Source organism: Streptomyces sp. NPDC107538, from assembly GCF_055657445.1.
On record NZ_JBVKAY010000004.1, the window covers coordinates 59,819 to 83,558 of the forward strand.

Annotated in this window: 24 protein-coding genes; 14 read left to right on the plus strand and 10 right to left on the minus strand. The window is 72.2% G+C overall.

Going from position 1 to position 23,740, the window contains the following annotated elements; genetic code table 11:
- Positions 1–42 precede the first annotated feature (42 nt).
- The 6 genes from ACZ7MG_RS14810 to ACZ7MG_RS14835 all read left to right on the plus strand — a co-directional run bounded on the left by ACZ7MG_RS14810 (position 43) and on the right by ACZ7MG_RS14835 (position 6,606).
- On the plus strand, positions 43–1,185 hold the full coding sequence (locus ACZ7MG_RS14810; RefSeq protein ID WP_471380482.1) for a FecCD family ABC transporter permease: 1,143 nt from the start codon (positions 43–45) through the stop codon (positions 1,183–1,185).
- Positions 1,182–2,075, plus strand: a complete 894-nt coding sequence (locus ACZ7MG_RS14815; protein ID WP_471380480.1) for a heme ABC transporter ATP-binding protein — start codon at positions 1,182–1,184, stop codon at positions 2,073–2,075. The genes ACZ7MG_RS14810 and ACZ7MG_RS14815 overlap by 4 nt, the downstream gene beginning before the upstream one ends.
- Positions 2,076–2,270: 195 nt before the next feature.
- Complete coding sequence (gene efeO, locus ACZ7MG_RS14820) at positions 2,271–3,434, plus strand: iron uptake system protein EfeO (protein WP_471380479.1); 1,164 nt, start codon at positions 2,271–2,273, stop codon at positions 3,432–3,434.
- Between the two features lie 2 nt (positions 3,435–3,436).
- Positions 3,437–4,747, plus strand: a complete 1,311-nt coding sequence (gene efeB, locus ACZ7MG_RS14825; RefSeq protein ID WP_471380478.1) for an iron uptake transporter deferrochelatase/peroxidase subunit — start codon at positions 3,437–3,439, stop codon at positions 4,745–4,747.
- A 4-nt stretch (positions 4,748–4,751) separates the two neighbouring features.
- Complete coding sequence (gene efeU / locus ACZ7MG_RS14830; RefSeq protein WP_471380476.1) at positions 4,752–5,633, plus strand: iron uptake transporter permease EfeU; 882 nt, start codon at positions 4,752–4,754, stop codon at positions 5,631–5,633.
- The gene (locus tag ACZ7MG_RS14835) at positions 5,584–6,606 is read left to right on the plus strand and encodes an SCO2278 family lipoprotein (protein WP_471380474.1); all 1,023 of its coding nucleotides are present in this window, start codon (positions 5,584–5,586) and stop codon (positions 6,604–6,606) included. The genes efeU and ACZ7MG_RS14835 overlap by 50 nt, the downstream gene beginning before the upstream one ends.
- 85 nt (positions 6,607–6,691) lie before the next feature.
- On the opposite strand, the gene ACZ7MG_RS14840 is transcribed toward ACZ7MG_RS14835, so the two are convergent.
- On the minus strand, positions 6,692–7,444 hold the full coding sequence (locus ACZ7MG_RS14840; protein ID WP_471380473.1) for a bifunctional DNA primase/polymerase: 753 nt from the start codon (positions 7,442–7,444) through the stop codon (positions 6,692–6,694).
- Between the two features lie 265 nt (positions 7,445–7,709).
- The gene (locus tag ACZ7MG_RS14845) at positions 7,710–8,345 is read right to left on the minus strand and encodes a TetR/AcrR family transcriptional regulator (protein WP_471380471.1); all 636 of its coding nucleotides are present in this window, start codon (positions 8,343–8,345) and stop codon (positions 7,710–7,712) included.
- Between the two features lie 112 nt (positions 8,346–8,457).
- Here ACZ7MG_RS14845 and ACZ7MG_RS14850 point away from each other — a divergent pair, with 112 nt between their 5' ends.
- Positions 8,458–8,697 (plus strand): DUF6243 family protein, encoded by a 240-nt coding sequence (locus ACZ7MG_RS14850; protein ID WP_471380469.1) that lies wholly within the window; start codon positions 8,458–8,460, stop codon positions 8,695–8,697.
- Here ACZ7MG_RS14850 and ACZ7MG_RS14855 read toward each other — a convergent pair whose 3' ends face one another.
- The 5 genes from ACZ7MG_RS14855 to ACZ7MG_RS14875 all read right to left on the minus strand — a co-directional run bounded on the left by ACZ7MG_RS14855 (position 8,698) and on the right by ACZ7MG_RS14875 (position 14,197).
- Complete coding sequence (locus ACZ7MG_RS14855; protein ID WP_471380467.1) at positions 8,698–9,477, minus strand: VOC family protein; 780 nt, start codon at positions 9,475–9,477, stop codon at positions 8,698–8,700.
- The gene (locus ACZ7MG_RS14860) at positions 9,474–9,947 is read right to left on the minus strand and encodes a GNAT family N-acetyltransferase (RefSeq protein ID WP_471380465.1); all 474 of its coding nucleotides are present in this window, start codon (positions 9,945–9,947) and stop codon (positions 9,474–9,476) included. The genes ACZ7MG_RS14855 and ACZ7MG_RS14860 overlap by 4 nt, the downstream gene beginning before the upstream one ends.
- Before the next feature lie 108 nt (positions 9,948–10,055).
- Positions 10,056–11,090, minus strand: a complete 1,035-nt coding sequence (locus ACZ7MG_RS14865; RefSeq protein ID WP_471380464.1) for a small ribosomal subunit Rsm22 family protein — start codon at positions 11,088–11,090, stop codon at positions 10,056–10,058.
- Positions 11,091–11,672: 582 nt separating this feature from the next.
- Positions 11,673–12,725 carry a serine hydrolase domain-containing protein gene (locus ACZ7MG_RS14870; RefSeq protein ID WP_471380463.1) on the minus strand — a complete coding sequence of 351 codons (1,053 nt, stop codon included), beginning with the start codon at positions 12,723–12,725 and terminating at the stop codon, positions 11,673–11,675.
- Between the two features lie 77 nt (positions 12,726–12,802).
- The gene (locus ACZ7MG_RS14875; RefSeq protein ID WP_471380461.1) at positions 12,803–14,197 is read right to left on the minus strand and encodes a multidrug effflux MFS transporter; all 1,395 of its coding nucleotides are present in this window, start codon (positions 14,195–14,197) and stop codon (positions 12,803–12,805) included.
- 99 nt (positions 14,198–14,296) lie between these two features.
- On the opposite strand from ACZ7MG_RS14875, the gene ACZ7MG_RS14880 reads away from it, so the two are divergent.
- Positions 14,297–15,334, plus strand: a complete 1,038-nt coding sequence (locus tag ACZ7MG_RS14880) for a Gfo/Idh/MocA family protein (RefSeq protein WP_471380459.1) — start codon at positions 14,297–14,299, stop codon at positions 15,332–15,334.
- A gap of 9 nt (positions 15,335–15,343) precedes the next feature.
- Here the strand turns inward: ACZ7MG_RS14880 and ACZ7MG_RS14885 are convergent, their stop codons facing one another.
- Entirely contained in the window at positions 15,344–17,005 is a 1,662-nt protein-coding gene (locus ACZ7MG_RS14885; protein WP_471380457.1) for an alkaline phosphatase D family protein, read from the minus strand.
- A gap of 158 nt (positions 17,006–17,163) precedes the next feature.
- Between ACZ7MG_RS14885 and ACZ7MG_RS14890 the strand changes: the two genes are divergently transcribed.
- The 3 genes from ACZ7MG_RS14890 to ACZ7MG_RS14900 all read left to right on the plus strand — a co-directional run bounded on the left by ACZ7MG_RS14890 (position 17,164) and on the right by ACZ7MG_RS14900 (position 20,629).
- Positions 17,164–17,943, plus strand: coding sequence for an SDR family oxidoreductase (locus ACZ7MG_RS14890; RefSeq protein WP_471380456.1), 780 nt, complete (start codon positions 17,164–17,166; stop codon positions 17,941–17,943).
- 457 nt (positions 17,944–18,400) lie between these two features.
- Complete coding sequence (locus ACZ7MG_RS14895; protein ID WP_471380454.1) at positions 18,401–19,891, plus strand: ABC transporter permease; 1,491 nt, start codon at positions 18,401–18,403, stop codon at positions 19,889–19,891.
- 36 nt (positions 19,892–19,927) lie between these two features.
- The gene (locus tag ACZ7MG_RS14900) at positions 19,928–20,629 is read left to right on the plus strand and encodes an ABC transporter ATP-binding protein (protein ID WP_471380453.1); all 702 of its coding nucleotides are present in this window, start codon (positions 19,928–19,930) and stop codon (positions 20,627–20,629) included.
- A gap of 30 nt (positions 20,630–20,659) precedes the next feature.
- Here ACZ7MG_RS14900 and ACZ7MG_RS14905 read toward each other — a convergent pair whose 3' ends face one another.
- Complete coding sequence (locus ACZ7MG_RS14905) at positions 20,660–21,691, minus strand: aldo/keto reductase (protein ID WP_471380451.1); 1,032 nt, start codon at positions 21,689–21,691, stop codon at positions 20,660–20,662.
- 68 nt (positions 21,692–21,759) lie between these two features.
- On the minus strand, positions 21,760–22,086 hold the full coding sequence (locus ACZ7MG_RS14910; protein WP_471380449.1) for a nuclear transport factor 2-like protein: 327 nt from the start codon (positions 22,084–22,086) through the stop codon (positions 21,760–21,762).
- A gap of 169 nt (positions 22,087–22,255) precedes the next feature.
- On the opposite strand from ACZ7MG_RS14910, the gene ACZ7MG_RS14915 reads away from it, so the two are divergent.
- Genes ACZ7MG_RS14915 through ACZ7MG_RS14925 form a run of 3 tightly spaced genes read left to right on the plus strand, consistent with a single transcriptional unit; the run spans position 22,256 to position 23,737 of the window.
- On the plus strand, positions 22,256–22,801 hold the full coding sequence (locus ACZ7MG_RS14915; RefSeq protein WP_471380447.1) for a DoxX family membrane protein: 546 nt from the start codon (positions 22,256–22,258) through the stop codon (positions 22,799–22,801).
- A gap of 35 nt (positions 22,802–22,836) precedes the next feature.
- Positions 22,837–23,211: a MazG-like family protein gene (locus ACZ7MG_RS14920; protein WP_471380445.1), complete on the plus strand. Its 375-nt coding sequence runs from the start codon at positions 22,837–22,839 to the stop codon at positions 23,209–23,211.
- Positions 23,204–23,737 (plus strand): hypothetical protein, encoded by a 534-nt coding sequence (locus ACZ7MG_RS14925; protein ID WP_471380444.1) that lies wholly within the window; start codon positions 23,204–23,206, stop codon positions 23,735–23,737. Before ACZ7MG_RS14920 ends, ACZ7MG_RS14925 begins: the two co-directional genes overlap by 8 nt.
- Positions 23,738–23,740 lie beyond the last annotated feature (3 nt).

Below are 23,740 nucleotides of genomic sequence, written 5' to 3' on the forward strand. Positions count from 1 at the left end.
CCCCTGAGCCCCATCCCTGAGCCCCACCCCTGAGAGGACCAAGTGACCGTACTGGACAAGCCGGTGGAGCCGGTCGAGCCGGAGAGGTCCGACGGGCCCCCGGCCGAGGGCGGGCGGGCGGAGACCGGCGGGGCGGGACCCTCCGCCTCCGGTCGGCGTCGCGCGCCCCTCCTCCTCACCGTCGGCCTCGTCGTCGCGCTTCTCGTGCTGGTGCCCGTCGCCGGTGGGCTCGGGGCCTATCCGATCCCCACCGGTGATGTGGTCGCCTCGGTCGCGCACCGGATCGGGCTGGGCGGGACGGAACTGGAGCGGGTGCCCGAGTCGGTGCTGTGGAACGTGCGGTTCCCGCGGATCGTGCTGGCGTTGCTGATCGGGGCGTCGCTCGGGTGTGCGGGGGCGCTGATGCAGGGGATCTTCGGGAACCCGCTGGCGGAGCCGAGTGTCATCGGGGTCTCGCTGGGCGCGGCGGTGGGCGCGGTCGCCACGATCGCCTTCGGGATCACGTTCCTCGGGAACTGGACGGTGTCGGTGTTCGCGTTCGTCGCGGGGCTGGTCACCGTGTTCGTCGTGTACGCGATGTCCCGGTCGGGCGGCCGTACGGAGGTCGTGACGCTGATCCTCACCGGGATCGCGGTGAACGCGTTCGCGGGCGCCACGATCGGGCTGTTCATCTTCCTGGCGGAGGACACGGCGGCCGTCAACCAGATCACGTTCTGGCAGCTGGGCTCGCTCGCGCAGTCGACGTGGCCGAAGGTGCTGGCCGTGCTGCCGTGCGCGGCGATCGGGCTGGTCGTGGCGCCCTTCTCCGCGCGGAAGCTGGATCTGCTCGCGCTGGGCGAACGGCCGGCGCGGCATCTCGGGGTGGACGTGGAGCGGCTGCGGATCGTGCTGATCCTGGTCGTGGCGCTGCTGACCGCCGCCGCCGTGAGCGTGTCGGGGGTCATCGGGTTCGTCGGGCTGGTCATCCCGCATCTGCTGCGGATGGCGGCCGGGCCGGGGCACCGGTTCCTGATCCCGGGCAGCGCGCTCGCCGGGGCGGTGGTGCTGCTGGCGGCGGACCTCGCGGCCCGCACGATCGTCCAGCCCGCCGAGCTTCCCCTCGGTGTCCTCACCGCCCTGATCGGCAGCCCGTTCTTCTTCTGGCTGCTGCGCAGGACCCGTCGCAAGCAGGGAGGCTGGGCATGACGACGTCCCGGACGGGTTCGGGGTCGGGGCCGGGGTCGGGGTCCCTGTGGGGGCTCCTCAAGGCGCGGCTGGGGTCGGGTGTGCCCGCTCCCCCCGACCCGGCGGTCCCCGGTGACGTCCTCGCCGAGGCCGAGGACGTGACCGTACGGCTCGGTGCCCGGGAGGTGCTGCGCGGGGTCTCCGTCGTGGCCCGCGCGGGTGAGGTGCTCGCCCTCGTCGGGCCCAACGGCGCGGGCAAGTCGACGCTGCTGGGCGCCCTGGCGGCCGATCTGCCGGTGGCCGGCGGGGTCGTACGGGTGCACGGGCGGCCGGTGGGTGACTGGTCGGCGGCCGAACTGGCGCTGCGGCGGGCGGTGTTGCCGCAGTCGGCGGCGCTGTCGTTCCCGTTCACCGTGGAGGAGGTCGTCCGGATGGGGCGGGCGCCCTGGGCGCGGCAGCCGGGCGTCCACGACGAGGACGACGCGGCGGTGGCGCGGGCGATGGCGGTCACCGAGGTCACCGGGTTCGCGGCCCGGCCCTTCTCCGCGCTGAGCGGCGGTGAGCGGGCCCGGGTGGCGCTGGCGCGGGTGCTGGCCCAGCGGGCGCCGCTGCTGATGCTGGACGAGCCGACGGCCGCGCTGGACCTCAGGCACCAGGAGTTGGTGCTGCGGGTGTGCCGGGAGCGGGCGCGGGCCGGGGACGCGGTGGTCGTCGTGCTGCACGATCTGGGGCTCGCGGCGGCGTACGCGGACCGGGTGGCGGTGCTGCGGGACGGGCGGATCGCGGCGGACGGGCCGCCGGCCGGGGTGTTCGGGGAGGAGCTGCTGTCGGAGGTGTACCGGCAGCCGGTCGAGGTGTTCCCCCATCCGCGGACCGGTGATGTCCTGATCACACCGAAACGGGGTTCTTGACCGTGGAATGGGCCTCTTGACCGACTGTTGACCAGATCATGGCGGCTGTTTTGAGCCACCGTGATCTGGCCGTGCTCGTGCGGTTCCGAGGAGACGGCTTCACTGGGGGGACGGCGTTTGGTGAGGTAAGCCTCAGATAACTTGGGGCGGCCTCACCTTCTCTGTGTGTCCCCTGTGTACTCCCTTGGAGCCGAAATGCGCCCCCTCCGACGTCCCTTCAGACTCTCCGTCGTCACCGCCGCCACCACTGTGGCGGCCCTGACCGCTCTCACCGGCTGCACCGAGAAGAGCAGCGCCGGCGCGGACGGGGCGATCGCGGTGACCGCGACCGACACCGAGTGCGAGGTGTCGAAGAAGGAGTTCCCGGCGGGCCACGTCGAGCTGGACATCGAGAACAAGGGCTCCAAGGTCACCGAGGTGTACCTCCTCTTCCCGGACGACCGGGTGGTCACCGAGCGCGAGAACATCGGGCCCGGCACCAAGCAGAAGGTCACCGCCGAGGTGAAGGCGGGCGACTATCAGATCGCCTGCAAGCCGGGGATGAAGGGCGACGGCATACGGCAGGACGTCACCGCCACCGGCTCCGGCAAGGTCGCGAAGCGGGACCCGCGCCTGGACAAGGCCGTGGCCTCGTACCGCAAGTACGCGCAGGAGCAGGCCGACGCGACGATCCCGCTGGTGAAGGTGTTCGCCGAGGCCGTCAAGGACGGGGACGTCGAGGCCGCGAAGAAGGCGTACGCGCCCTCCCGGATCGGCTGGGAGCGCACCGAGCCGGTCGCCGAGTCCTTCGGTGACATCGACCCGAAGGTGGACGTCCGCGAGGACGGGCTGGAGGAGGGCCAGGACCCGGAGAAGGACTGGACGGGCTGGCACCGGCTGGAGCGTTCGCTCTGGCAGGACGGCAAGCTCACCGACCGTGACTCCGAGCTGGCCGACCAGCTGGTGACCGACCTGGAGGACTGGCAGAAGCGGGTCGGCAAGGCCGAGATCACCCCGACCTCCATGGCCAACGGCGCCAAGGAGCTCCTCGACGAGGTCGCCACCGGCAAGGTCACCGGCGAGGAGGAGCGCTACTCGCACACCGACCTCGTCGACTTCAAGGCGAACGTGGAGGGCGCCGAGGAGTCGTACGCGCTGCTGAAGTCCGTCGCCGCCGAAAACGACCCGGAGCTGACGAAGGAACTCGACCAGCAGTTCGCGGCGCTGAACACGCTGCTGGACAAGTACCGCGCGGACAAGACGGGTTATGACTTCGTCTCCTACGACAAGGTCGGCAAGGCGGACCGCAAGGAGCTGTCGGACGCGGTGAACGCGCTGGCCGAGCCGCTGTCGCAGCTCGCGGCGGCCGTGGTGAAGTGACCATGGCTTCCGAGGACACCTCCCACGCGTCCGGGACCGGCGACGACCGGGCCCCTTCCCGGCGGGCGCTGATCGGCTGGGGCGGGGCCGGGCTCGCGCTCGGTGCCGCCGCGGCCGGCGGCGCGGTCGCCGTGGCCCGTACCGGCGACGACGGCGGCTCCCCGGACGCGGGCGCCGCGGTCGCCTTCCACGGCGCCCATCAGGCCGGGATCGCCACGCCCGTGCAGGACCGGCTGCACTTCGCCGCGTTCGACGTGGAGACGGACGACCGGGCCGCGTTCGTGGCGATGCTGAAGGACTGGACGGCGGCCGCGCGCCGGATGACGGCCGGGAAGGCGGTCGGCGACGGTGCGTACGGCGGTCTGCCGGAGGCCCCGCCGGACGACACCGGGGAGGCGCTGGGGCTGAGGCCGTCCCGGCTGACGCTGACGATCGGCTTCGGGCCCTCGCTGTTCGAGCGGTTCGGGCTGGCTGACCGGCGGCCCGGGGCGCTCGTCGACCTGCCGCAGTTCGCCGGGGACAACCTGGACCGGGCCCGCAGCGGCGGCGACCTGTGCGTCCAGGCCTGCGCGGATGATCCGCAGGTCGCGGTGCACGCCATCCGCAACCTCGCCCGTATCGGCTTCGGCAAGGTGTCGGTGCGCTGGTCGCAGCTCGGCTTCGGCAAGACCTCCTCGACCACGCCCGAGGCGCAGACCCCGCGCAACCTCATGGGGTTCAAGGACGGCACCCGCAACATCGCGGGCACCGAGACGGCCCGGCTGAAGAAGTTCGTGTGGGTGGGCGAGAAGGACGTGGACGCGGACTCGGCCTGGATGACCGGTGGTTCGTATCTGGTCGCCCGGCGTATCCGGATGCACATCGAGCCCTGGGACCGGACCTCGCTGCAGGAGCAGGAGGACATCTTCGGCCGGGACAAGGGCGAGGGCGCGCCCGTGGGCAAGGCGAAGGAGCGGGACGAGCCGTTCCTGAAGGCGATGCTGCCGGACGCGCACGTACGGCTCGCGCACCCCGACTCCAACGACGGGGCGACGCTGCTGCGGCGCGGCTACTCCTTCACCGACGGCACGGACGGGCTGGGCCGCCTCGACGCGGGTCTGTTCTTCCTCGCCTACCAGCGCGATGTGCGGACGGGGTTCATCCCGGTCCAGCGCAATCTGGCCACGGACGCGCTCAACGAGTACATCCAGCACGTGGGTTCGGCGGTCTTCGCCGTCCCACCGGGCGTCCGGGACGCGGACGACTGGTGGGGCCGGGCGCTGTTCACCGGTTCCACTTCCTCTTCCTCCTCATCCTCGTCGAAGAAGGGCTGAGGCCGTGTTCGCGAACTATCTGATCGGACTGCGCGAGGGCCTGGAGGCGAGCCTGGTCGTCTGCATCCTCATCGCCTATCTGGTGAAGACCGACCGCCGGGACGCCCTGAAGCCCATCTGGATCGGCATCGGCGTCGCCGTCGGGCTGGCGCTCGCCTTCGGCTGTGTCCTCGAATTCGGCTCCCAGGAGCTGACGTTCAAGGCGCAGGAGGCGCTCGGCGGCTCCCTGTCGATCATCGCGGTGGGGCTGGTGACGTGGATGGTCTTCTGGATGCGGCGCACCGCCCGCCACCTCAAGGCTGACCTGCACGGCAGGCTCGACGAGGCCCTGCGGATGGGCACGGGCGCGCTGGTGGCGACCGCGTTCCTGGCGGTGGGCCGGGAGGGCCTGGAGACCTCGCTGTTCGTGTGGACGTCCGTACGGGCGTCCAGCGACGGCACCGAAGGCCCACTGATCGGTGTGCTGCTGGGCCTGGCGACGGCGGTGGTGCTCGGCTGGCTGTTCTACCGGGGCGCTCTGCGCATCAACCTCGCCAAGTTCTTCACCTGGACCGGCGGCATGCTGGTCGTGGTCGCGGCGGGCGTGCTCGCGTACGGCTTCCACGACCTCCAGGAGGCCGACTTCCTGCCCGGTCTGACGGACAAGGCGTTCGACATCTCCGGGACGATCCCGCCGGACAGCTGGTACGGCACCCTGCTGAAGGGTGTCTTCAACTTCCAGCCCGACCCGACGGTCCTCCAAGTCACGGTCTGGGTCCTGTATCTGGTCCCGACGCTCGCGCTGTTCCTCGCCCCGGTAGGGTTCGCCTCCGGGAAGGGGAAGGTGAAGATTCCTGATGAGCAGGGGCAGGGTGCGCGGGGTCCGGAGTCCACGAAGGCCTCGTGAGGTTCGTACGGTTCGTACGCTGGTGACCACGGCGGTGGCCGCGCTGTCGTTGACGGTGAGCGGGTGTGTCGTGGTCCGCGGCGATCTGGAGGTCGTCCCCGCCGCGACCCAGGGGGAGGCGACGCGGGCGCTGAAGGACTTCACCGCCGCGTACAACAAGGCGGACAAGGCGTACGACCAGTCCCAGGACGCCTCCCGGGTCACCGGCGCGCTCGCCGACATCGACGGCGGCAAGCTCCGCTCGGGCGCGAAGCTCAACCCGGGCGGCAACCCCAACCATGTGCCGCTGGAGCTGTCCGACGTCACGTACACGATCCCGGAGAAGGCGGCCTGGCCGCGCTGGTTCGTGGTCGACGCCGCCGCCAACAAGGGCAACAAGACGGACCGTTGGCTGTTCGTCTTCACCCGGGACGGGCTGACCGATCTGTGGGAGGTCTCCTTCCTCACGGTCGTGCCCGCCGACGACATGCCCGAGTTCCAGAAGGACGCGGACGGCCACGCGCAGGTCGTCCAGCCCGACGACGCCCAACTCTCCGTCGAGCCCGCGGAGTTGCCCGACCGCTATGTCACCTACCTCAAGGAGGACAGTGCCCTCTTCGCGGACGGCCCGTACACCTCCGAGGAGCGGTCCCGGCGGCAGCGGAACGCGGAGAAGCCGGGGCTGGCCCGGCAGCACATCGACGAGGCGCTCACCAACGGCGACTACGCGCCGGTCGGGCTGCGCACCACGGACGGGGGCGCGCTGGTCTTCTTCACCACCCGCACCTACCAGAAGCAGACCGCCGCGCAGGGCGTGAGCATCCCCGTCAACGACGCGGCCGTCCGCGCGCTGATGACGGGCGAGCCCAAGCAGTCCCTGACCCTGGAGTTCGTGAACAACCAGGCGGTCCTCGATCCGGCGAAGACCGAGTCGGACCAGCAGGTGAGGGTTCTGAGCCAGGTGGGCGGGCTGACGGGGGCCAAGGGCGAGTGACGCGGGGCGGGTGACGTCCCGGGCGTGACGTGCGGGGGTGTGCCCCTGACGCGGGGCGGGTGACCGGCTCGCGGCTCCGGGAGGCTCAGCCTCTGGAGGGCCAGGCCGTGCCCGCGTGGTCCGACTGCTCGCCCACATGGCGGGAGCAGGCGTCGGTGAGGATCTCCAGCAGGCTCAGCGGGTCCGGCAGCGGGTGCTCGGGGCCGCGTACCCAGTGGACGCCGAGGTCACCGGGGAGCCGGGCCGGCGGGACGAGGACGTAGGACCCCCGGCAGTGCCAGCGCAGGCCCGGGTGCTCGTCCATGGTCTCCGGGTGGCAGTCCAGCTCGCAGGGCCACCACTCGTCCTCGTCCTCGGGAGTGCCCCGGGTGAGGGTGAAGAAGAGCAGCCGTCCCTCGCCGGACTCGGACTCGGACTCCGCGACGGGCCCGACCTCGATCCCGGCGGCGAGCAGCCGCTCCAGGGCCTCGGTGCCGGCGGCGAGCGGTACGTCCAGCACGTCGTGGACCATGCCGGTCGCGGTGATGAAGTTGGCCTCCGGCTGGTGCCGGGCCCAGCGCTCGATCTGGCCGCGGTCGGTGGTGGACTGCGTCTGCCAGGCGAACGACACCGGGTGCCGGGCGGGGGTGGGACAGCCGACACGGTCGCAGGAACACCGGTAGCCCGAGGGGTACGCGGCGGGCGCGAGCGGGAGTCCGGCGGCGGCCGCGGCGAGCAGCAGCTCCTCACGGCCGGCTTCGTCGGCGGCCCCGTCGAGCGGGCGGCCGGTACGACGGGCACGCAGCCACTCGGAGAACCTGCCCTGCCGACCGCTCCGGCCGCCGAACGTCGCGCTCATCTATCGCCTCGCCTCGCTGTGGTGCGGACAGCATGCTCCATCGTCCCACCATCCTGCGCCGCGGGTGGCCGGAGCCCACATCCGGGGTAGGTGGGGCGATGCCGGGGTGCGGACAGGGATGGTGGGCTAAGGCGTGCTTTGGCGGGATTTAGGGGCCGCTCGCGCGAGCCGACCGGACACCCTTTGCACGCCACTTGGTCGGATTGATCACACTCGGGCGGGGAGTTGACGGCACGCAGCGGGGCGCGAGGCGTACGGGGCGTACTCAGCGGGGCGCGAGGCCGTACAGGGCGTACTCGACGAGGGAGTCCGTGTACTCGTACGAGATGGGTCCCGTGTACTGGAGCCAGCGCTGGGCGAGCGGGGAGACGAAGAGCTCCAGGGCGATCCGCGGGTCGAGGTCGGCGCGTACCGCACCCTGCTCCTGGGCCGCGCGCAGACGCTTCACGTAGAGCTGGAGCTGGGGTTCGAGGAGTTTGCCGACGAACTCGACGCCGAGCTCCCGGTTGACCACCCCCTCGGCGGCCAGGGCGCGTGAGGGGACCTCGAACTTGGGGTCGAGCAGTTCGTCCACGGTGGCACGCAGGACCGCTTTGAGGTCGGCTTCGAGGTCCCCCGTGTCCGGGATCTCGTACTCGGCTTCCTCCCCGATGACCTCGGGCCGGGCGGCGGCCTCCGCCGCCTGGGCGCTCAGATCGATGAAGGCCTCCAGCAGCACCTCGCCCTTGGAGGACCACCACCGGTAGATCGTCTGCTTGCCGACGCCGGCGCGGGCCGCGATGCCCTCGATGGTCGTCTTCTGGTACCCGACCTCGCCGACGAGGGCGAGGGCGGCATCGTAGATGGCACGGCGGGACTTCTCGCTGCGCCGGGCGGAATCAGGGGCGGTCTTGTTGGCCATGCTCCGAATTTATCAGGTTGACAAGACGGTGCGTCTCGCCGCATGGTGAGGGAAGTGCGTGACGAGACGAACCGTATCGTCACATTACTTCGGCCCTAGCGAAGGAGCTGTCATGACCCGAGGTGGAGCAGGGAACATGCTGGGAGTGGGCGGTTCCCGCCGGAACATGGGCCGCGCGGCCCTGCGCGGCGGCCCCGCGAACGGCCGCGTCGGCGGCGGGCTCGACGCCCAGGCCCAGAAGCGGGAGCTGCTGCGCAGGTTCCAGGAGAAGCAGGAGAAGCAGGAGAGGCAAGCCGGGCAAGGGAAACAGGGGGAACGCGGGGCGGAACGTGCGAGCGACGAGTCCTCGTGATCAGGTGCGGGTCCGGGGCCGGGACCGGGGCCGGGGCCGGGCCACCTGGAGGGTGAGGCCTTCCGGGCTGGTCAGCCGCAGTACGGAACGGTCGGGGTCGTCGGGCCATGTGGCCCGGCCCCGGCCGTGCGCGCGTACGCGTGCGGCGACGGCGGCCGGGTCGTCGGCCCCGACCGTCAGCTCCCACCTCGGGGCCGTACGCCCGGTGGCGGCGTCGGTGAAGTCGGTGCGGTCGTTGAACTCGGTGCGGTCGGTGAAGTCCGCGTGGGCGATGTCGTCCGTGCCGGTGACCGCGCGGTAGAAGTCCTGGGCCTGGTCCGGGCGTTCGCAGGCCAGGGTCATGTGCTGCGGGGTGTCGGAGGCGCCCGGCGGGAACCGCCACCCGCCGAACCGGTACGGCTGCCAGAGCGAGACGGCGGCGCCCACCGGATCGACCAGGGTGGCCATGCGCCCCTGGTCGCCCGCGTCGAAGGGCGGAACGACGAGTGTCGCCCCGTGCGCCACCGCAGTGGCCGTACGGCGGTCGAGGTCGTCGACCGTCAGGTAGAAGGCCAGGTGGGCGGGGGTCCCCGGCGGGTAGACGGGCTGAGCGAGGTCGCTCACCCCGCCGACCAGGTGACCGTCCGCCGTGCTGATCTTCGTCGCCCGGCGCCAGTCGTCCTCGTCGACGGCGCAGCGCCAGCCCAGGGCCGCGGCCAGGAAGGCGGCGGTGCCGGGCAGGTCGTGGGTCTTGAGGTCCAGCCAGCAGAAGCCGGCCGGGGAGGCGGGGTCGGCGGTCATCCGGCCAGCTCCAGCACCCCGACCGTCTGGCCGCCGCTGGTCTCCCCCGTCGTACGGAAGCCGAGGCCGAGGTAGAAGGCCTCCGGGCCGTCGGGGCCGGGGTGCCAGGTGACGAAGAGGCGGTCGCCGCCGCGGCGGCGGATCTCGGCGGCCACCGACTCGACGGCGAAACGGCCGTAGCCCCGCCCCTGCGCGTCCGCGGCGATGTTGAGCCGCCAGAGCCCGGAGCGGATGTCGGTGCCCGAGCCGTCGCCCTTCCAGTCGATGTCGAGGAAGGCCATCAGAAAGCCGACGGCCCGGTCCCCGTCCAGGATGAGCCGGGGCCAGGCGACACCGGGGTGCACATACGCCTCGGCCAGCGACTTCTCGACCGGCTCCACCAGGTGTTCTTGGTCGGGGCGGATCCGGACGCCGAGCGCGGCGGGGAGGTTGGCGGGGGTTATCTCGGCCAGCTGTGGGGTGGTGGACATGATCAATGAGATAGCCGGAAGGGGAGCGGGCGCCGCAACTGGTTTACGCCTGATGTACGGCCGGTCTACGGCCGATCTGCAGGTGCTTTGCGGCGGCGCAGGGCTGTGTCAGGCCCTGTCCGGCTGTTCGTCGTGTCCGGCCGGGGGCCAGGCGTCGCCCCAGTCGGCGTCGCGGGCGGCCCGGTAGAGGAGGCCGTGGCGCTTGGTGACGGTGGTCCGGCTGAGGGCGGGCTCGGTCTCGCAGAGGTCGAGCAGGACCTGGCCCTTGCGGATCTGGGGCTTGCGGACCACGCGGGCGGGGGCCGGGGCCGGGGCGAAGCGGGTGGCGGCGACGTAGCTGAACTTCTCGTCCTCGTACGGCAGGGAGCCGCCCTTGACCTGGCGGTGCAGGGAGGAACGGCTGACCCGGGCCGAGAAGTGGCACCAGTCCTCGCCGGGCACGATGGGGCAGGCGGCGCTGTGCGGGCAGGGGGCGGCGATGTGGAACCCGGCGGCGACCAGCCGTGCGCGGGCCTCGATGACGCGGGCGTAGCCGTCGGGGGTGCCGGGTTCGATGATGACGACGGCCTGGGCGGCGGTCGCGGCGGCCTCGACGACGGCTGTGCGGTCGGCGGCGGTCAGCTCGCCGAGGACGTAGGAGACGGTGACGAGGTCGGTGTCGGCGAGGGTGAGCGCCGATCCGATACGGGAGCGCTGCCACTCGGTGGCCTTCAGCTCCGGGTTCGCCGCGGCGATCTCCCGGCCGAGGGTCAGCGCCGGTTCCGCCCAGTCGAGGACCGTCACCGGACGGCCGCCCGCCCAGGTCGCGTTGACCGCCCAGGTCGCCGCGCCGGTGCCGCCGCCGACGTCCACATGGCCGCCGGGGGCCCACCCGGGCACGGCCGCCGCGAACGCCTCCAGCGCCGAGCACACCGCCTCGAACGTCGCCGGCATCCGGTACGCCGCGTACGCCACCACGTCCGACCGGTCCCGCAGCACGGGCACGTCGGTGGGCGTCCGCCCCCGGTAGTTCGCGATCAGCCGCTCCACCGCCCGCGCGGCGGACTTGGGCGGCAGCCCGTCGAGCAGCCCGGCGAGCGCGCTACGGAGAGTGTCGGCGGAGGAGGCCGGGGAGGGGGAGGCGGGGAAGACGGGGACGTTCACGTGGCGATTCTACGAGGCCACGGCGCACCGGTTCGGCGGCTGTCGACGGACCTCCGGGCCACGACCGGGGAGGCCGGCCACTGCTCCGCCTACTGCCGACCGGGCCCCGGGCCACAGCCACGCCGACCACCACCCGCACCGCCCCAGCACGAGGCCCGCGCCACGCCCCCTCGGCGACAACAGGCGTGGCTCCGGACCACGCCGGGGCTCCGGACCACGGCGGGAAGGCCACCGGCGGGACGCGCGACCGCAGCCGTAGAGGTCGTCCGCCGGCCCGCAGCCACGCACGGCTCCGCCTACTGCCACGCGCCCCCTCGGCCACCACGGGCCGGGAAGACCACCGGCACAGCCACCTCCACCGGCACCGGCACCGGCACCGGCGGGACTCTCAACCGCGGCCGGAAAGGCCGGCCGCCTGCCCGCGCCCCTGGCCCGTCGCGCCTCGCCTCCCCCGTGCCGCCTCACTACCCGCGTGCCCGGCCTACCCCGGCCGCCTCGCTAACCCCGTGCCGCTTCACCACCCCCATGCCGACCCACCCCCCGGCCGCCTCGCCCCCCCCCCACCGCCTCACCCCCCGCCCCTCACATCCCCCGTACCGCCCGTGCCAGCCGGGTCCCCGCTGATGCTCGGGCTGTGTTGAGCGGAGCGCCTCGGTGGGGGTGGACGGTGTTGGTGAGGAGGATGAGGAAGGTGTCCGTGGCCTGGTCGAGGACCAGGGACGTGCCGGTGAAACCGGTGTGGCCCGCCGCGCCCCGGCCCGCCAACTCGCCCATGAACCAGGGCTGGTCGAGGGCGAAGCCGAGGCCGGGCGGGGTGAGCATCAGCTCGACGAAGTCGGGGCCGAGGATGCGGGCGGGGCCGTAGGAGCCCCCGGCCAGCAGGGTGCGGCAGAAGACCGCCAGGTCACGCGCGGTGGAGAAGAGGCCCGCGTGGCCCGCCACCCCGCCGAGGGCCCACGCGTTCTCGTCGTGGACCTCACCGCGCACCAGGCCCCGGTCCGCCTTCGCCCAGGGCCGGCGCTGGTCCTCCGTCGCGGCGGCGGCCGGGCAGGGCCCGAACGTCGTCGACACCATGCCCAGCGGGTGTGTGATGCCGTCACGGATCAGTACGTCCAGGGGGCGGCCGGTGAGGCGTTCCAAGACGTGTTGCAGGAGCAGCAGGTTCAGGTCGGAGTAGAGGTGGGCCCCGCCCGGCGGCGTCATCGGGGCCTCCGCGCGGAGCATCGCCAGCCGGGCGGCCGGTGACGGGCAGTCGTACAGCGGCAGTTCGGGGCGCAGCCCGGAGGTGTGGGTGAGCAGGTGGCGGACGGTGAGGCCGTGCGCGGCGGCGCCCGTGAAGTCGGGAAGGTACGCCGCCACCTTCGCGTCGATACCGAGCGTGCCGCGTTCGAGTTGCTGGACGGCGGCCACGGCGGTGAACAGCTTGGTGAGGGAGGCCAGGTCGAACGGGGTGCGGACGGTCGCCGGGACACGGGCGTCCGGCGGCAGTTCCCGGCCCCGGTCGGCGCGTTCGTCGTAGGCCTCGTAGCGGACCGCCCAGCCGGCCGCCTCCTCGACGGCGACGACGGGGCCGCGGCCGGCGAGGACTACGGCGGCGGGGGCCCGGGGCCGCTCCCCCTCTGTCAGCGCGCGCACGTCCCCTACGAGGCGGCGCAGTTCCTCGGGGTCGAGTCCGGCCCGTTCCGGGGTGTCCGTGCGCAGTCTCGGCGCGCTCAGTTCTCCGCTCCCTCCGCCGTCGTGTCCGCCGTCGTGTCCACCGTCTTGCCCAGCGTCTTCTCCACCGGTGCGTCTGCCGAAGTACCCACTGCCGTACGCCTGTTCCAAGGACGGCACAGTGCCATGAAGCAGGCCGCGGCCACCAGTGTCGCGGTCACCTGGACGACGGCCATGGGCACGGCCGTGTCCTCGCCCGCGACGCCGACCAGGGGGGACGCTATCGCGCCGATCAGGAAGGACGAGGTACCCAGCAGGGCCGACGCGGAACCCGCCGCGTGCCGGACCCGCATCAGCGCGAGCGCCTGGGTGTTGGGGAGGGTGACGCCCATCGCGGACATCAGCACGAACAGGGCCGCCGCCACGGGGAACAGGCCGACCTCGCCGAAGACACCGAGCGACATCAGCAGCAGCGCGGTCGCGGAGACGGCCACGATCGCCAGGCCCACCGCGAACACCTTGTCCAGCCCGACCCGGCCGACCAGGACCTTGCCGTTGATCTGGCCGACGACGACGAGGCCGACGGAGTTGACGCCGAAGAGCAGGCTGAACGTCTGCGGGGAGGCGCCGTAGATCTCCTGGATCACGAACGGGGACGCGCTGATGTAGGCGAAGAGGGCGGCGAAGGCGAAGCCGCCGGCGAGCGTGTAGCCCATGAAGACCCGGTCGGTGAGCAGACCGCGCATGGCGCCCAGGGTCTCGCCGATGCCGCCGCTGTGGCGTTCGGCGGGGGCGAGGGTCTCGGGGAGTCGCGCCCAGACGACCGCGAGGAGCGCGATACCGATGCCCGTGAGGACGACGAAGACACCCCGCCAGTCCGTGACCCGGAGGATCTGACCGCCGATCAGCGGCGCGATGACCGGCGCCACCCCGGAGATCAGCATCAGGGTGGAGAAGAAACGGGCCATCGCGTCGCCGTCGTACAGGTCGCGGACCACCGCCCGGGCGATCACGATCCCGGCCGAGCCGGCGAGGCCCTGCACCAGCCGGAGGGCGATGAGGGTCTCGATGGTGGGGGCGAGGGCGCAGAGCGCGGTGGCGACGATGTAGACGGCGAGGCCGAGGAGCAGGGGGCGGCGGCGGCCGAAGCGGTCGCTCATCGGGCCGATCAGGAGCTGGCCGAGCGCCATGCCGGCGAGACAGGCCGTGAGGGTGAGCTGGACCGTGGTGGCGGGGGCGTGGAGGGAGTGGGTGACCTCCGGCAGGGCCGGGAGGTACATGTCCATCGCCAGCGGCGGGGTCGCGGTGAGCCCGCCGAGGATGAGGGTGACGAGGAGGCCGGTACGGCGGAGGGCCGTGGGCTTCGCGGGCGGCGCCGGTGGCCGCGCGGCCTCCCCCGACGTCGTCGTGTCCGGCTCGGCCTGTGCCGAGCCCGGTATGTGCCCCTCGGGCATGTGCCCCTCCCTCTCCGTTCGGTCCGCCACCTATGCTCTCAGCTCGTACGACGTGGGTGGGGTCACATTCCCGCCCCGGGGCCGAGGACAGGGGTGGCGATGTCGAACGACGGACGAGTGCGGTGGGGGATCCTGGCGACCGGAGGGATCGCCGCGGCTTTCACGGCCGACCTCGTCGATCTGCCGGACGCCGAGGTCGTGGCGGTGGCCTCACGCAGCGAGGCCTCGGCGAAGACCTTCGCGGAACGGTTCGGGATACCTAGGGCGTACGGCGACTGGCGCGCGCTCGCCGAGGACACGGACGTGGACGTGGTGTACGTCGCCACTCCGCACTCGGCGCACCGGACGGCCGCCGGGATGTGTCTGGAGGCGGGGCGGGCCGTGCTGTGCGAGAAGCCGTTCACGCTGAACGTGCGGGAGGCCGAGGAACTGGTCGCGCTGGCCCGGGAGCGCGGGCGGTTCCTGATGGAGGCCATGTGGACGTACTGCAACCCGGTGGTGCGCCGGCTCGCGGCGATGGTGCGGGACGGCGCGATCGGTGAGGTGCGGACGGTGCACGCCGACTTCGGCATCCTCGGGCCCGTCGCACCCTCCCACCGGCTGCGGGACCCGGCGCAGGGCGGCGGCGCGCTGCTCGACCTGGGGGTGTACCCGATCTCCTTCGCGCATCTGCTGCTCGGGGAGCCCTCGGAGGTGACGGCGAAGGCGGTGCTGTCCGACGAGGGCGTCGATCTGCAGACGGGGGCCCTGCTCTCCTGGGAGAGCGGCGCGCTCGCCTCGGTGCACTGCTCCATCGTCGGCGGTACCGCCACCACCGCGTCGGTCACCGGTTCCGAGGGCCGTATCGACATCCCGGACGGCTTCTTCTTCGCGGACCGTTTCGTCCTGCACCGCGAAGGACGCGACCCCCAGACCTTCGCGGCGGACCCGGCCGACGGGCCCCGCAACAGCTTCCGGCACGAGGCCCGGGAGGTCATGCGGGCCCTGCGCGCCGGCGAGACGGAGTCCCCGCTCGTCCCCCTCGACGGCACCCTCGCCGTGATGCGCACCCTGGACGCGATCCGCGACCGTATCGGGGTGCGCTATCCCGGCGAGGACGACCGTCGGGGCGACGCGCTGGTGACTACGCCGGTGTGAGCCCCGCGGCTACGCCGGTGTGAGCCCCGGCGTGCCCGCCTCCACCGCGAAGGAGGCCACCGTGGAGATACCGGCCCCGGTGGTCGTCACGTACGGCACGGCCTTGAAGTCGGCGCGGGCGGCCTCGCGGTCGAGGGCGACGGTGAGGTATCCCCGGCGGCCGTTGTAGAAGCGCATGTGGGGGTTGGCGGTCATGTAGGTGTCCCAGTTGGCGGGCTTGTCGGAGCCGTTGCCGCCGCTGGTGATCGACGTGGCGACGAGTTCCGTGCCGACGGTGCGGGACTCGCGGTCGTCGAAGTCCCGTTTGATGTCGAAGGCGTAGCCGACGTGGACGTCGCCGGTGAGGACCATCAGGTTCTCGATGCCGGCGGCCTCCGCGCCCGCGAGGAGGCGTTCGCGGGAGGCGGTGTAGCCGTCCCAGGAGTCCATGGAGACCTTGTAGGCGTCGCCGACGGCGTTGCGCCGCTGCGAGAAGGTGACCTGCTGGGGGACGACGTTCCAGACGGCGTCGGACTCGGCCCAGCCGTTGAGGAGCCAGCGTTCCTGGGTGGCGCCCGTTATCGTGCGCGCGGGGTCGGCGGAGTCCGGGCCCGGGGTCTGCCAGCCGTCGCCGTAGGCCTGGTTGGAGCGGTACTGGCGGGTGTCGAGTATGTCGAACTGGGCGAGGCGGCCCCAGCCGAAGCGGCGGTAGAGCCGCATGTCGGGACCGGTGGGTTTCTGCGGGGTGCGCAGCGGCTGGTTCTCCCAGTACGCGCGGTACGCGGCGGCGCGGCGCAGCAGGAACTCCTCCGGCGGTACGTCGTTCTCGGGGATGTCGTCGGCGTAGTTGTTCTCGGTCTCGTGGTCGTCCCAGGTGACGACGAACGGGTGTGCGGCGTGCGCGGCCCGCAGATCGGGGTCGGTCTTGAAGAGGGCGTACCGCAGGCGGTAGTCCTCCAGGGTGACCGTCTCCCGGTTGAAGACGTCGGGCAGGACGCGGTCGGTGTACTTGCGGTTTCCGCCGGCCGGGTTGACCGCGTACTCGTAGAGGTAGTCCCCGAGGTGGAAGACGACATCGATGTCGTCCTCCGCCAGGTGCCGGTAGGTGGTGTAGTAGCCGTCGGTGTAGGCCTGGCAGGAGACGGCGGCGAAGGAGAGCCCGGTGGCGGCGGTCAGCTGGGCGCGGCCGGGGGCGGTGCGGGTGCGGCCCGTCTCGCTGATCCAGGTGCCGACGCGGAAGCGGTAGTGGTAGATGCGCCCGGGGGCGAGGTAGCCGACCTCGACGTGGACGGTGTGGTGGAACTCGGGGTGGGCGGTGGCGGTGCCGCGTCTGACGATCCGTCGGAATCTCTCGTCGTGGGCCAACTCCCAGTGGACGGTGACGCGTTCGGCGGGCAGTCCGCCGTCCGGCTGGTACGGGGCCGGGGCGAGCCGGGTCCACAGCAGTACGGAGGTGGACAGCGGGTCGCCGGAGGCCACGCCGAGGGTGAAGGGGTTCTCGGTGATCCGCCGCGCGTCGAGCGTGGCGGCGGCCGCGGCGCCGGCCGCGGGGAGGTTCGTCGCGAAGGCGAGCGCGGCGGCGGCGCCGGTGACGGTGAGGAAGCGGCGGCGGTCGAAGTGCCGGGCGGCGGCGCGGAGTTCGGGGGCGTGCGACGAACGGGGCTGCGTCGATTCGTGGGCTGCGGGTGTCATCTGGCCCTCTCCTGACGGGTGTTGTCCTTGGTATTGGAGTGGCCAGGTTCGACGATCTTCTGTCACGTACACAACACCCAGATGGCGGACGGATGAGTTCCGGATGGCGCGCCCTTCCTGCGCGGCCGGATCCACGCCCTCCTTTACGCTGCGAGGCCATGAACGCTATGCGAACCAAGATCGCGATCGTGACAGGCGCGGGCTCCGGTATCGGCCGCGCGGTGGCCGTGGAACTGCTGCGCACCGGCTGGTCGGTGGCGCTGGCGGGCCGCCGCGAGGACCGGCTCGCCGAGACGGCGGCCGAGGCGGGCGCCGGCCCCCATGGGGGCGGGTCCCCGGAGGCGCTGTGTGTCCGTACGGACGTCTCCCGGCCCGGTGACGTGGACGCGCTGCTCGACGCCGTGCGCGACCGGTTCGGGCGGCTGGACCTGCTGTTCAACAACGCGGGCACGTTCGGGCCGGGCGGGGTGCCGGTGGAGGAGCTGGACTACGCGGCCTGGCGGCACGTGGTCGACACCAACCTCAACGGGGCGTTCCTCTGCGCGCAGGCGGCCTACCGCCAGATGAAGGACCAGGACCCCCGGGGCGGCCGGATCATCAACAACGGCTCCATCTCCGCCCACACCCCCCGCCCGCACTCCGTCGCCTACACCGCGACCAAGCACGCCCTGACCGGCCTCACCAAGTCCCTCTCCCTGGACGGCCGCCCCTACGGCATCGCCGTCGGCCAGATCGACATCGGCAACGCGGCGACGGACATGACGGAACGCATGGCAAAGGGCGTCCCGCAAGCGAACGGGGAGCTGATGCCGGAGCCGGTCATGGACGTGACCGACGTGGCCCGCACGGTCCGGCACATGGCGGAGCTGCCCCTGGAGGCGAACATGCAGTTCGCGACGGTGATGGCGACGACGATGCCGTACGTGGGGCGGGGCTGAGGCGCGGCCGAGCCGGTCGCGGCGGGAGTCGTCCACGCCTCAACTTGCACAAACGGAAGCTGATGCTCCGGTCCATAAGAGCACGTGGCAGGCATATGCTCAGGACTCGTCTCCACGAGAGCTTCACACTTGGAGGCGGTGGCTTCCGTGGCCAACCCGAGGGGGGAGGCGGGCGGCCGTTCCGTGGTCCGGAAGGGGGCGGACCTCGCGTGGGACCGCGAGGTAAGCACCGGAGCGCGGAACGGCCGCCCGCCGACATCTCTTCTCCGGGCGGTATCCAAGCCGCGTTTCCTGGCAAGGGCCCATGGACGGCTCAGGAATACGCTGTCTTATCGAAATCTGATGCCGGGCGCCGTTTTCTCAGGCCCCGCACATTCCTTCCTCAGGGCCCCTCAAAGGTTCCTCCCTAGCTTGTGACCGCGCCCACAGCGGGCGCCAAGAACCTTTGAGGAACGGGATGTTTGGCATCTATCTCAAGCGTGAGCTGAGCCGGCGGAAGAAGGCGGCTCTGGTCATCGCCATGGGTCTGGCGCTCGGAATCGCGCTGGTCATCACCGTCAACTCGGTCTCGGCGGGGATGCGGCAGGCGCAGGACAAGGTCCTTCAGTCGCTCTACGGTCTCGGCACCGACATGACGGTCACCAAGGCCAGAGAGGCGCCGTCCGGGGACGACGAGGAGCAGGGCGGACCCAGATTCGAGTTCGACGCCACCGCCGACGGGGACGACGGAGAAGAGCAGAGTTCGGACCGGGTGATGACCCAGGGCGGGCAGACCCTGAAGTCCGCGCTCGTCGCGAAGGTCGCCAAGCAGGACGGGGTCGCCGAGGCCGTGGGCGCCCTCAGCCTCAACGTCACCAAGGTCGACGGCTCCTTCACCCAGGGCGAGGCCCGCACCGACGACTCCTCCTCGCAGCAGCAGGGCCAGGGCGGTCCCGGCGGCGGCAACACCCAGGGCGGCGGCTCCAGCCAGCCCCGCGTCGAGGGCGGCGGCGCCTCCTTCGGCGTCAACAGCTACTCCGTCGCCGGCGTCGACGTCACCGACCAGGACCTCGGCCCGCTCGCCACCTCGAAGATCACCAAGGGCAAGACGTTCACCACCTCGCAGACCGACGCCAAGGTCGCGGTGCTCAGCAAGTCGTACGCCAAGGAGAACGAGTACACGGTCGGGGAGAGCATCAAGATCTCCGGCACCAAATACAAGGTCATCGGGATCGCGACGCCCGACAGCAGCGAGGCCACCACCGACGTCTATCTGCCGCTGAAGCAGGCGCAGACGCTCGGCGACGCCAAGAACACCGTCACCACCATCTACGTCAAGGCCACCGACTCGCAGCAGATCGACGCGGTCAAGGCGACCATCCAGAAGAACATCTCGGGGACCACGGTCACCACCTCCGCCGACCTCGCCGAGACCGTCTCCGGCTCGCTGACCACCGCCTCCAACCTCGCGACCAGCGTCGGCAAGTGGCTGTCCCTCGCCGTGCTGGCCGCCGCGTTCCTGGTGGCCGCGCTCCTCACCTCCTCGGCCGTCTCCCGCCGGGTCCGCGAGTTCGGCACGCTGAAGGCGCTCGGCTGGCCCAGCCGCAAGGTCACCCGGCAGGTCGTCGGCGAGTCCATGGTGAACGGGCTGCTCGGCGGCGCCCTCGGGATCGCGCTCGGCCTCGCCGCCGCCTACACCGTGACCGCCATCAGCCCCACCCTCAAGGCGGAGCTGGGCAGCACCGGCGGTATGGGCGGCGGACCGGGCGGCGGCGGTCCCGGCGGGGGCGGCGCCCCCGGTCAGCAGACCTCCGACGCCCTGGAGATCGCGCTCTCCGCGCCCGTCTCCCTGTCCACCATCGCGCTCGCGGCGGGCCTCGCCATCGCCGGCGGCCTGATCGCCGGGGCCATGGGCGGCTGGCGCGCCTCCCGGATGCGGCCCGCGGACGCGCTCCGCAGCGTCTCGTAGCCGGTTCCGGCCCCCAACTCCCCTAAGGACCAACCCATGTACAAGCTCACCGGCGTCACCAAGCGCTACAAGCGGGGCAAGGAGACGATCGAGGCGCTGCGCGGCATCGACCTCGTCATCGAGGACGGCGACCAGCTCGTCATCCAGGGCCCCACGGGCGGCGGCAAGTCCACCCTGCTCCAGATGATCGGCGGTCTGGACCGCCCCTCCGAGGGCAGTGTCGAGCTGGACGGCGTGGACCTCGGCTCCATCAGCGAGGCCAAGCTGACCCGGGTGCGCGCCGAGAAGATCGGCATCATCTTCCAGGCGTTCAACCTCATCCCGACGCTCACCGCACAGGAGAACGTCGAGACCGCGCTCGTCCCACTCGGCGTCAAGCCCGCCGAGCGGCGCGAGCGGGCCGCCGAGGCACTGCGCTCGGTGGGCCTGGGCGAGCGCCTCACCCATGCCCCGTCCGAGCTGTCCGGCGGTCAGCAGCAGCGCGTCGCCATCGCCCGCGCCCTGGTCAAGCGGCCCAAGGTGCTCCTCGCCGACGAGCCCACCGGCAACCTGGACGAGGGCACCCGCGACGAGATCATGGCCCTGCTGGAGGGGCTGTGGCGCGAGCAGGGCCTCACCTTCGTCCTGGTCACCCACGACTCCTCGATCGCCCGCCGCGCGCCCCGGCTCGCCACCATCAAGGCGGGACAGCTGACGCTCACGGAACAGCGACAGGCGCAGGAGCAGTACGTGAACTGAGGCCCCCTCACCCGCCGTCGTACGGGCCGTTCACCGCCCCAGGATTCGGTCGATCTCGGCCACCTGGTCCGCGGTGAGCGGCCCCTTCGCGAGGGCGCCCGCGTTCTCCTCGGCCTGGGCGACCGAGCGGAAGCCGGGGATGGGCACGGTCCGCGGGCTGCGGGCCCAGATCCAGGCGAGGGCGCCCTGCGCGAGCGTACGGCCCTCGCCGGTGAGGATCTCGCGCAGCGCCTCGACCCGGCCGAGCCACTCCGGGTCGGCGCCGGAGTCGGCGGTGAAGCCCGGCAGCCAGGCGGGCGGGGTGGAACGGATGTCCCCGGCCTCCAGGGCGCGCCCGGTGGAGTGCTTGCCGGTGAGCAACCCCATGGCGAGGGGGCTGCGGTTGATGCTGGCGAGGTCGAACTCCTCGCACACCGCCAGTAGTTCGGGCGCGTCCTGGAGGATGTTCAGCCGGTGCTGCACGGCCGCGCAGTGCGGTCCCTCGGCGAACACGGCGGCGCGCTCCGGGTCGTCGGTGCTCCACGCGTACGCCCGGATGAGCCCCTCCCGTACGAACTCCTCGCAGGTCTCGCGGAGTTCGGCGGCTTGCTCGGGGGCGGCGTCGGACAGGTGGAGCTGGTACAGGTCGACGTGGTCGGTGCCGAGGCGGTCCAGGGAGGCGGTGAGGGCGCGCCGGGCGTGCGCCGGGGTGTCGTCCTGGCCGGTGAGGGTGCGGGTCGGCTCGTCGAAGACGTTGCCCCACTTGGTGGCCACGACGACATCGGCGCGGCGCCTGCCGAGGGCGCGGCCGAGCACCCGCTCGCTGTGCCCGGTGCCGTACGCGTCGGCGGTGTCGAAGAAGGTGACGCCGAGGTCGAGGGCGCGGTGGACCGCCCGTACGGACTCCTCGTCGTCCACCTTGCCCCAGCCGAGCGGCTGCCCGTCGGGGGTCTGCCACTCACCGCCGATCGCCCAGCAGCCGAAGCCGAGGGCGCTGACCCGGATGCCGCTGCGGCCGAGGGTCCTGGTGTACGGGTCGGTGGAGGTGAGCGGGTGTGCGGACGTCTGCGAGTTCGTCTCCATGACCACGGACGTTAGAAGTTGGAGTGCACACGAACGCAAGCCCCCAGCCGGCCCGACGGTGCGGGGTGTTACGCCTGGCCCGTCTCGAAGCGGCTGATCCGGCCGTCCTCCGACACCGTGAAGCGCCACGCGGTGCGCATCTCGCCCCAGGTGTCGTTGCGGTAGTTGGCGACCAGGGACCGGCCGCCGGAGGATTCGCGCTGGACCTCCATATGGCCGTGGGAGGAGAAGATCTCCCGGTCGGTCCAGTCCGCGAGGTCACGGTCGGAGCCGTCGTCCGACATGGTCGCGTCGTCCGTGAGGAGCGCGAAGAACGCGGCCTCGTCGTGGGCGTTCACCGCGGCGACGAAGGCCCGGACGGCCGGGTCGCTGAGTTTGGCGGGTGCGATCGTCATGGCCGCCAGCCTCACACCGCCGGCGGGGGCGCGCCACCGGAGGCGCGCGGCGGACAGGGGCGACTTCGCCGCCACCCGAACGGGCGCGCGATCGGGTCGGGCGGGTGTGATCGGTGCGACGGTGGATACGCGGGAGGGGACCTACGCACGGGCTGCCCCGGGAGTTCTCATGACCTCATTCGACCGACGTGATCTGGGACTGCTGCTGCTCCGGCTGGGCGCGGGAGGTGTGCTCGCCGCGCACGGGACGCAGAAGCTGTTCGGCTGGTTCGGCGGCCACGGCATCGAGGGGACCGGCCAGTTCATGGAGTCCGTCGGGTACGCGCCCGGCAAGGCGAGTGCCACCGCGGCCGGGCTGGCCGAGACGGGCGGCGGCGCGCTGCTCGCGCTGGGCCTCGCGACACCCGCGGCCGGTGCCGCCGCGGCGGGCGCGATGGGCGGCGCGACCGCGATCCACGCACCCAACGGCTTCTTCAACGCCGAGGGCGGCTACGAGTACGCCGCGACCCTGGGCCTGGCCGCGGCGGGCCTCGCCGTCACCGGGCCCGGCCGGCTCTCCCTCGACCACGCGTTCCGCCATGTCTTCGACCGGGGCTGGATGGTCCCGGTGGCGCTCGCCGGTACGGCCGCGGTCACCACCGTGGTCGTGGGCATGCGCAACCAGCGGGTGCGCAAGGCGAAGGAGGGCGAGCAGGAGGCGTTGTTCGAGGAGTGACCTCGGCTGTCACAGGCGCGTGACAAGCTGCGCCCATGAGCGAGCATCCCGGGCACCCCCACTCCCCCGACGACGTCGGCACCGGCGCCCCCGACCTCTGGCAGTCGGTCTCCCACCTCCACGCCTGGCTGGAGGCCGGCCAGCCCCACGGCGGTCAAGAGGGCCTGCTGCTGCGGTTGTTGAAGCTCCAGGAGGAGGTAGGCGAGGTCGCGCAGGCGGTCATCGGCGTGACCGGGCAGAACCCGCGCAAGGGCATCACCCACACCTGGGAGGACGTCCAGGCGGAGCTGTGCGACGTGGTCGTCACGGCCCTGGTCGCCCTGCGCACCCTCACCCCGGACGCCCGTGAGGTCTTCACCGCCCATCTGGCCGGGGTCACCGCACGCTCGCTGGACTCCCGCCATGGCTGACAGCGCGTTCTGGATCGCCTCGCTCACCGCCGGTACGGCCGTGCTCGCGAGCTGGGTGACGAGCCGGGGGACCGCGCGGGCGGCGCGCATCCAGGCGGACACGACGGCGGACGCGCAGCGCGTGGAGCGGCTGCGGGCGGCGCGCAGGACGGCGTACGCGGAGTTCATGGAGCAGGCGCAGCGGCTGAACGACGTGCACTGGAAGGTGTCCGACGTGGTCCGGGGCGCCGAGGACGGGCTCGGGCCGGAGCGGATCGAGGAGTTGCGGCGGCTGCGGGAGCGGCAGCGGGACGAGTACGCGGCGCTGCGGAACCTCACCTGGGTCGTCTCGCTGGAGGGGCCCGAGGACGTCGCCGAACTCGCCAACAAGGTCCGGCGGGCGACGAGCCCCTTCCACAAGGCGATCGAGGCCATGATCGAGGGCGACACCGGCGCCGTAGCCCGCTTCGACGGCTGCTACACGCCGTTCTGGGACGCGCTGAGGGCGTTCATCAAGGCGTCCCGCGACACCCTGCACTCCATGTAGGCC

Coding starts and splice junctions, on each gene's coding strand:
- efeB (WP_471380478.1), top strand. CDS start 3,437: ATGGCTTCCGAGGACACCTCCCACGCGTCCGGGACCGGCGACGACCGG.
- ACZ7MG_RS14900 (WP_471380453.1), top strand. CDS start 19,928: ATGTACAAGCTCACCGGCGTCACCAAGCGCTACAAGCGGGGCAAGGAG.
- ACZ7MG_RS14925 (WP_471380444.1), top strand. CDS start 23,204: ATGGCTGACAGCGCGTTCTGGATCGCCTCGCTCACCGCCGGTACGGCC.
- ACZ7MG_RS14815 (WP_471380480.1), top strand. CDS start 1,182: ATGACGACGTCCCGGACGGGTTCGGGGTCGGGGCCGGGGTCGGGGTCC.
- ACZ7MG_RS14860 (WP_471380465.1), bottom strand. CDS start 9,947: ATGTCCACCACCCCACAGCTGGCCGAGATAACCCCCGCCAACCTCCCC.
- ACZ7MG_RS14920 (WP_471380445.1), top strand. CDS start 22,837: ATGAGCGAGCATCCCGGGCACCCCCACTCCCCCGACGACGTCGGCACC.
- ACZ7MG_RS14850 (WP_471380469.1), top strand. CDS start 8,458: ATGACCCGAGGTGGAGCAGGGAACATGCTGGGAGTGGGCGGTTCCCGC.
- efeO (WP_471380479.1), top strand. CDS start 2,271: ATGCGCCCCCTCCGACGTCCCTTCAGACTCTCCGTCGTCACCGCCGCC.
- ACZ7MG_RS14910 (WP_471380449.1), bottom strand. CDS start 22,086: ATGACGATCGCACCCGCCAAACTCAGCGACCCGGCCGTCCGGGCCTTC.
- ACZ7MG_RS14835 (WP_471380474.1), top strand. CDS start 5,584: ATGAGCAGGGGCAGGGTGCGCGGGGTCCGGAGTCCACGAAGGCCTCGT.
- ACZ7MG_RS14885 (WP_471380457.1), bottom strand. CDS start 17,005: ATGACACCCGCAGCCCACGAATCGACGCAGCCCCGTTCGTCGCACGCC.
- ACZ7MG_RS14895 (WP_471380454.1), top strand. CDS start 18,401: ATGTTTGGCATCTATCTCAAGCGTGAGCTGAGCCGGCGGAAGAAGGCG.
- ACZ7MG_RS14890 (WP_471380456.1), top strand. CDS start 17,164: ATGAACGCTATGCGAACCAAGATCGCGATCGTGACAGGCGCGGGCTCC.
- ACZ7MG_RS14905 (WP_471380451.1), bottom strand. CDS start 21,691: ATGGAGACGAACTCGCAGACGTCCGCACACCCGCTCACCTCCACCGAC.
- ACZ7MG_RS14840 (WP_471380473.1), bottom strand. CDS start 7,444: ATGAGCGCGACGTTCGGCGGCCGGAGCGGTCGGCAGGGCAGGTTCTCC.
- ACZ7MG_RS14915 (WP_471380447.1), top strand. CDS start 22,256: ATGACCTCATTCGACCGACGTGATCTGGGACTGCTGCTGCTCCGGCTG.
- ACZ7MG_RS14875 (WP_471380461.1), bottom strand. CDS start 14,197: ATGCCCGAGGGGCACATACCGGGCTCGGCACAGGCCGAGCCGGACACG.
- ACZ7MG_RS14880 (WP_471380459.1), top strand. CDS start 14,297: ATGTCGAACGACGGACGAGTGCGGTGGGGGATCCTGGCGACCGGAGGG.
- ACZ7MG_RS14855 (WP_471380467.1), bottom strand. CDS start 9,477: ATGACCGCCGACCCCGCCTCCCCGGCCGGCTTCTGCTGGCTGGACCTC.
- ACZ7MG_RS14845 (WP_471380471.1), bottom strand. CDS start 8,345: ATGGCCAACAAGACCGCCCCTGATTCCGCCCGGCGCAGCGAGAAGTCC.